This window comes from Sphingomonas sanguinis, from assembly GCF_001476905.1.
GTDB classification, from domain to species: Bacteria; Pseudomonadota; Alphaproteobacteria; order Sphingomonadales; family Sphingomonadaceae; genus Sphingomonas; species Sphingomonas sanguinis_B.
In genome coordinates, this window is the sequence record NZ_LDTE01000088.1 from 48,456 (window position 1) to 54,455 (window position 6,000).

At 68.0% G+C, this 6,000-nt stretch carries 7 protein-coding genes; 2 read left to right on the plus strand and 5 right to left on the minus strand.

Annotated features, from left to right (window positions below):
- Positions 1-123 precede the first annotated feature (123 nt).
- Both SB4_RS13930 and SB4_RS13935 read left to right on the plus strand, forming a co-directional pair.
- Positions 124-618, plus strand: a complete 495-nt coding sequence (locus SB4_RS13930) for a GAF domain-containing protein (protein ID WP_058753036.1) — start codon at positions 124-126, stop codon at positions 616-618.
- Positions 619-925: 307 nt separating this feature from the next.
- Positions 926-1,735 (plus strand): RcnB family protein, encoded by an 810-nt coding sequence (locus SB4_RS13935; RefSeq protein ID WP_241488629.1) that lies wholly within the window; start codon positions 926-928, stop codon positions 1,733-1,735.
- A 114-nt stretch (positions 1,736-1,849) separates the two neighbouring features.
- Here SB4_RS13935 and SB4_RS13940 read toward each other — a convergent pair whose 3' ends face one another.
- From SB4_RS13940 to SB4_RS13960, 5 genes are all read right to left on the minus strand, one after another.
- The gene (locus SB4_RS13940) at positions 1,850-3,112 is read right to left on the minus strand and encodes a M20/M25/M40 family metallo-hydrolase (protein ID WP_058753038.1); all 1,263 of its coding nucleotides are present in this window, start codon (positions 3,110-3,112) and stop codon (positions 1,850-1,852) included.
- 67 nt (positions 3,113-3,179) lie between these two features.
- Positions 3,180-4,037: a glucose 1-dehydrogenase gene (locus tag SB4_RS13945; RefSeq protein WP_058753039.1), complete on the minus strand. Its 858-nt coding sequence runs from the start codon at positions 4,035-4,037 to the stop codon at positions 3,180-3,182.
- Between the two features lie 76 nt (positions 4,038-4,113).
- A complete protein-coding gene (locus SB4_RS13950; RefSeq protein ID WP_058753040.1) occupies positions 4,114-4,938 on the minus strand; it encodes a hydrolase 1, exosortase A system-associated in 825 nt (274 codons plus the stop codon).
- Positions 4,926-5,621, minus strand: coding sequence for an alpha/beta hydrolase family protein (locus tag SB4_RS13955; RefSeq protein ID WP_241488630.1), 696 nt, complete (start codon positions 5,619-5,621; stop codon positions 4,926-4,928). Before SB4_RS13955 ends, SB4_RS13950 begins: the two co-directional genes overlap by 13 nt.
- Positions 5,618-5,914, minus strand: a complete 297-nt coding sequence (locus tag SB4_RS13960) for an acyl carrier protein (protein WP_058717266.1) — start codon at positions 5,912-5,914, stop codon at positions 5,618-5,620. Before SB4_RS13960 ends, SB4_RS13955 begins: the two co-directional genes overlap by 4 nt.
- Positions 5,915-6,000: the final 86 nt, after the last annotated feature.

A 6,000-nucleotide genomic window follows, 5' to 3' on the forward strand; every position in this document is an offset into this window, starting at 1 on the left:
CAATAAAATCGGCCGCGCAAGCAGTCGGGTACAAGGAATTTTGCCAGCAAAAGCGATGTCCGACTGCGTTACGGGCGGCTCCGGGGGATGACGCGAGAACTCGGACGGCTTACATCGCTCGCCATGTATCAGTTCGACATCACCGCCGGATCGAAGGCGGAGCTTTACCGGGACCTCCACGCCGCGCTCGACGCGCTGACCGCGGGCGAGGACGATGCCGTCGCCAACATGGCCAATGCCGCCGCGCTGATCGGGCAATATCTGCCCGATCTCAACTGGTCGGGTTTCTACCGCATGGTCGCGGGGGAATTGGTGCTCGGCCCCTTCCAGGGGAAGGCCGCGTGCATCCGCATTCCGGTCGGCAAGGGCGTGTGCGGCGCGGCCGTGGCCGAGGCGAAGACGCAGCGTGTGGCCGATGTTCATGCCTTTCCCGGCCATATCGCCTGCGATGCGGCTAGCCGGTCGGAACTGGTCGTGCCGATCGTGCATGATGGCGTGGTGATCGGTGTCCTCGACCTCGACAGCCCCGAGCCGGATCGGTTCGACGAAGAGGATCAGGCGGGGTGCGAGGCGTTGATGGCGCTGCTTGCTCCGCGTCTTGCCAGCAGAGTGGGCTGAGCCGCGGCTTGACCCGATTCGGGACGAGTCCCGGCGCTATCGGCGGAAAGGGCGCGCTGGTATAAACCTTGTTGCGGTTGAGGCGTTTGGGGGAGCGTCATCGAACGAATACAGGGGATATTGACACGCCATGCGGCCCTTTTCGCATCTCTCCGCCCTTATCATCGCGATGCCCCTGGCCTTGACGCTGAACGCTCCGGCGATGGCGCAGGCGGGCGCACGATATCCCCGACCCCATTTCGACGCGCCGCCCCCACCGCCGGGCCAGCCCATCGTTACGACAACCAGCACCGTGGGAACGCCAACCATGCGCGGTCAGCGCTGGGGCAGCCGGGTCGGCGGGCGCTGGTGGGGCGGCGCGAATGCGCCGGGTGGCTGGCGCGCGTATCGGCGTCCGGTGCGCGGCATGGTCATGCCATCCTATTGGAACGACCCTCGCTTCGGTGTGGAGGATTGGGCGGTCTACACCCTGCCGCAGCCGCCGGTCGGCTATCACTGGTCGCGTTACTATGACGATGCCGTTCTGATCGACCCGCGTGGGTCGGTATATGACAGCGTCTATGGGGTCGACTGGGACGGCACGAGCCAGCCCGGCTATGCGGGCCCCGGCTATCCGCCGCGGGTCCGGCGCGATGATGGCCTCGGCGGTGCCGCGATCGGTGCGGTGGCGGGCGGTGTCGCGGGCAATCTGGTTGCAGGGCGCGGCAACCGGCTGGGCGGTACGCTGATCGGTGCAGGCGTCGGCGCGGCGGCAGGCTATGCGATCGACCGGGCCGAGGATCGGCGGCGGGGCATGGCACCCGGCTATGACGATTATGGCCGCTCTGGTTATGACGGGGATTACGGTTATCGGGATGACTATTCGCCGCCGCCCGCCATGGGGCGGCGTATCGTCACGCGCGACGGCACGACGGTGACCACCACGACCACGGTCGGCACACTGGCCTCCGGACGGCCGGGATATTATGACGCCGGATATTATTATCCTGCTCCCACCGTTACCACGATTGTGGTACAGGGTGCCCCGGTTACCACGACAACGACGACCACCACGACCGAGATCGTGCGCGCGGCCCCGCGCCGGGCGTCGGTGCGCAGCAAGCTGGTTCGTCGCTAAAGCGTTCCCCCAGGGGGGGATATCGCCCCGAGAGACGCCGGGTCGATAATTGGGATGCCGCTCCGTTCCACTCCCTCGGGGCGGCATCCTTTCACTTCCGCCATCAATCGCGAATTAGCGACCGCCAAAGGTGACCAGGCTCTCCGCTCCGTCGGCCGCGATGGCGGACACGCCCACGAAATGATCGTCAACCGGCACCTGGGTCAGCAGGGCTTTGGTTTCGGTCACGTCCTTCGACTGGGTCCAGTCAGCGACATCATCGCGCCGCCAGTGGATGCGGTAGCGGACCGCGCCCGGCACCGGCGTCCACTCCACCTGGGTGTCGCGGGATAGCGCGCCGCTGATCGTCACCTTGTCGGGCGCGGGCGGCGCGGCGGCCAACCGGGCGAGCGTCGCGATATTGATCGCGGTGACCTTAGCCAGATAGGGGAAGTCCATCTTGTCGATAGTGTCGCCGTACGCGACATTTCCTTCTTTGCGCAGGTCCTGATGCTGCGCGTCCCAATCCTCATTGGCGACCGAGAAGCGGATGGCGGGATAGCCGAGCTTCAGGAAGGGTTCGTGATCGCCGCCGCGCCCGAAGCGGTCGGGGCGGCGGTCGAGAAACACGTCCAGCCCACCCAGCTTGTCGGCCACGCCATCGATCGCCTTGGCCAGTGCGCGGCTGGGGCCATCATCCTCGCCGCCATTGCCGCGCCGCTGAAGCTGTTGGGGCAGGTCTTCGGAGGCGCGGATGCCCTCGGAAAAGACGCGGACCCAGCGTGCCTCGCGGACGCCGCCCTGGCCGACGGTGTTGCCGACAATATCGTTGTTCAGCATCGCCGAGACGCGCCAGCCCCGCGCCTTGGCGGTGTCGGCGAGCAGGGTGGAGCCCCACAGCCCCTGTTCCTCGCCCGAGAAAACGGCATAGACGATGGTGGCATCGAACTGCCGCTTGGACAGTTGGCGGGCGGCCTCCAGCACCAGCGCCACGCCCGAGGCATCGTCATTGGCCCCCGGCGCGTCGGAGGTCGCGTCCATGACATCGGTCACGCGGCTGTCGATATGCGCGCCGACGATGACGACGCGGTTCGGGTCGCGCCCGCGCTGGATGCCCAGCACATCCTCGACCATCACCCCGTTCGGCGCGCGCGGGCCGGTGAAGCGGCGGTTGATCCGCTCGACACTGATGCAGCCGTTACAGCCCTGGCCTATCGTCTCGAACTGTCTCGCGGTCCAGTCGCGCGCCGCGCCGATGCCGCGCTTGGGATCGGTGGTGGACGAGGCGGTGTGGCGCGTGCCGAAGCCGACCAGCGTTTCGACATCCGCCTTCAGCCGGGCGGGGGAGGGCGCGGCGGCGGGCGTCGCGGCGGCGGCAAGCAGAAGCGGGAGGATCATCGCGTCAGACTGGCCGAGTGGAAAGGGTGAGGCAAGGGGCGGACGTCCACTCGGCTCGGCGGGAGGATCAGAGGAAGGGAGTGCCGCCGGTGACGGGGATGGTCGCGCCGCTGATGTAGCTGGCCTCGCCGCTCGCCAGCAGGACGTAAGGGGGCGCAAGCTCGGCGGGCTGCGCGGCGCGGCCCATCGGCGTTTTCTCGCCGAAGCTCTTCACCGCCTCGGGCGGCATGGTGGAGGGGATCAGCGGGGTCCATACCGGACCCGGCGCCACCGCGTTGACGCGGATCTTTCGCTCGGCGAGCATCTGGGCCAGCCCGGCGGTGAAATTGTGGATCGCGCCCTTGGTCGTCGCGTATGCGAGCAATTGCTGGTTGGGCTTGTCGGCGTTGATCGAGGTCGTGTTGATGATCGACGCGCCTTCGCCCATGTGCGGCAACGCGGCCTTCACCAGATAAAACATCGCATGGATGTTGGTGGCGAAGGTGATGTTCCACTCCTCGTCGCTGATGTCCTCGACCGCCTGGAAGCTCGCCTGGTGCGCGGCGTTGTTCACTAGGATATCGACCCGGCCGAAGGTCTGGACGGCGCGCTCGACGATGGTGCGGCAATGCGCCGGATCGCTGACATCGCCGGGGATCAGCAGCGCCTTGCGGCCCGCCTGTTCGACCAGCCGCTGGGTCTCGGCGGCGTCCTCGTCTTCGGACAGGTACGAGATCACGACGTCCGCGCCCTCACGGGCAAAGGCGATGGCGACGGCGCGGCCAATGCCGCTGTCTGCGCCGGTGATGATTGCCTTCTTGTCGGTCAGCTTGCCGTGGCCGACATAGCTGCGCTCACCATGGTCGGGACGCGGGTCCATCGCCTCGGTCTGGCCGGGCATGTCCTGCTGCTGTTCGGGCTGGGGTGGGGTGGGGCGTTCGCTCATGGACCGTGTCTCCTTGACCCACCCAATGGACGGGTAAGGAGCGGCGTTCCGAAGAAAACCATTATCTTAAAGCGTATTAAGGCGTATTTTCGGGTTCCGCCAGATCGTCGTATCCAGCACTCGGCTGGCCGGATGACGCGGTGTCGAGATGCGCCAGGATCACCCGCTCCAAGGCGTCCAGCGCATCGGCATAGCTGTGCGAGTCCGTCGCCAGCGTCTCCATCGCAAAGCCATGGCCGCGCGCAGCGGCGCGGAAGGCGACGCCGGTCGCGTCACCGCGCGCGACGATGATCGCGGCGGCATTGCCCCAGCTGGCGATGGCGTCGAGCAGCGGGGCGGCGGTTTCGTCAAAGGGGGCGGGGGGCGCGGCGATCTTGGCAAGGCCCTGGCGAAGCCGACCGAAATCGACCGCCCCGCGCGCGAGTCTCAGCCATTCGGCGGGATTGGCGAGCTTGCGCGCATAATGGCGCCGGATCGCGGCGGCGGGCGGCAGCGCATCGGGCTCCTCGGTAAGCCAGGGATTGGACAGCAGCACGCCGTTCAATCCCGCCGCCTGTCCGAACATGGCCAGGGCCGAGGCGGCGTCGCAATTGCCGAAGCCGATGATCTGCGCGACGCCCGCCGCCTGCGCAAAACTCGCGACGGCGGCGGCGATGTCGGGGCCGCTCGCCTGCCAGCCGCCATTCAGCCCTTCGCTATCGCCCACACCGCGCCGATCGAAGCGGAACACCGGATAGCCGCGCGCCGCGATCCGGGCGGCGAGCACCGCCTGGCCGCGATGCGCCCCCATGCGCGGCTCGTTACCACCGGAGACGATCAGCAATCCGGTCGGCTGCGTGCCTTCGTCCAGCGTCCCGACCAGCGTGGCATCGTCGCAGGCGAAGGAGATCAGCCTTCGCATGACGCGATCCACTCGGCGATGTCGTCGGCCAGCAGCGTGGCGAGTTCAGGATCTTCCAGTGGTTCCGCCCGGCGCCAGGGAGGCACGGCGTCGATGGTACGGTCGGCCGGGCCGCGATCATGGCCGAGGCGCACGACACGACGCGGCACGCCCGGCTGATCATAGGGCTCCGCCCCCGCGAGCCCGGCGAGGAAATACGGCGAGACCCGATTGCCCGCGATCCGCACCGGCGACTCCGCGCCGAACAGACCATGTTCGTCGCCGCGCAAACCGGCCGCCGCGCGCAGCCGGATGACGTCGCGCAACACCGCCTCGCCGGTCATCGGGGCCAGGTGCCAGCGGCCGGACAGCAATCCAAAGAGGTCGACCAGCGTGCCGCCCCTGATGGATACGCCGTAGCAGCGCCGGTCCCCCATGGCGTTCGCCGCGGCCTCGTGCGCCTCGCGCCATTGGAAGAGCGTCGCCTGTTCGGTGTCGATCAGGCTCTCGCCCGTGCCCGGCCAGTCGGGCAGCGCGCCGCCGATGCCGTGATCGGCCAGCCGCCGCAGCATCGCGACCACCAGGCTGCGCGTCCGGTTCGCTTCCTCCCAGAAAGGCATGGCGACCAGCACGACCGGCCCGTCGGCCGGACCGAAGCGCAACATCGCCTCGCGCCCGCCGGGCCAGTCATAATAGTCGATCAAGCGCGCGCCTTGGCGTCGGCGAAGGCGACCAGCTGGCCGAACGTCTCCAACATTTCGCCATCGACTTCGTCATCCTCGATCAGGATGCCGAGGCGATCTTCCAGCTCGGTCAGCACGCCCGCGACCGCCATCGAGTCCAGCTCGGGCAGCGCGCCGAACAGCGGGGTGTCGGCATCGAAGCTCTCGACACGCTCCGCCGACAGGCCCAGCACATCGGCCAGTACGCCGCGCACCGTGGCGTCCACATCCTTGCTCGCCTCGACTACCAAACCCCGTCGCCCTGCTGTTGTCATGTTTGCGACAGCGTTAGAGCGACGGCGGGCGTTGGGCAACGGGTGTTGGAAGGGTGCGGGGCAAAGCCCCCTCCCGCAGGCGGGAG